The sequence below is a fragment of the Neisseria sp. P0009.S007 genome (assembly GCF_051962515.1).
On sequence record NZ_JBQCVF010000969.1, the window covers coordinates 1 to 356 of the forward strand.

1 protein-coding gene is annotated in these 356 nt (G+C 47.5%); it reads right to left on the reverse strand.

The annotated features are described in order from the left end of the window. On the reverse strand, positions 1 to 274 hold a 274-nt coding region (locus tag ACTHS3_RS17355), incomplete at its 3' end, for an aldehyde dehydrogenase family protein (protein ID WP_440368682.1). Between the last annotated feature and the right edge of the window lie 82 nt (positions 275 to 356).

Genomic DNA, 356 nt, shown 5'->3' on the forward strand with positions numbered 1-356 from the left:
GTTCCATCGTCATGATGCGCGCCAGTTCTTCTTTGTTTTCCTTGATCAAAAAATACCAACGCCACAACACATCGGCGCGTTCCAACGCGGTTTTTGCCGCCCATAATTTTTGTGCAGCCTCCGCCTTTTGAATCAGTAGTTTGAGGTCGTCTGAACGAGTCGTGCGGACAAACGCCAAAGTCTCGCCCGTCGCCGGATTATCGACTTTGATGCTGGCTGGAATCGGAAGAAAAGAAATATCGGGATGGTTTAACAATGATGCAAAAGAGTTCATGCCTGCCCTCGTGTGTATAGATGATGGATGGAGGTCATTATTCTCTTCATAGGGGAAAAGCGCAAACTGATTGGGTAGTTTG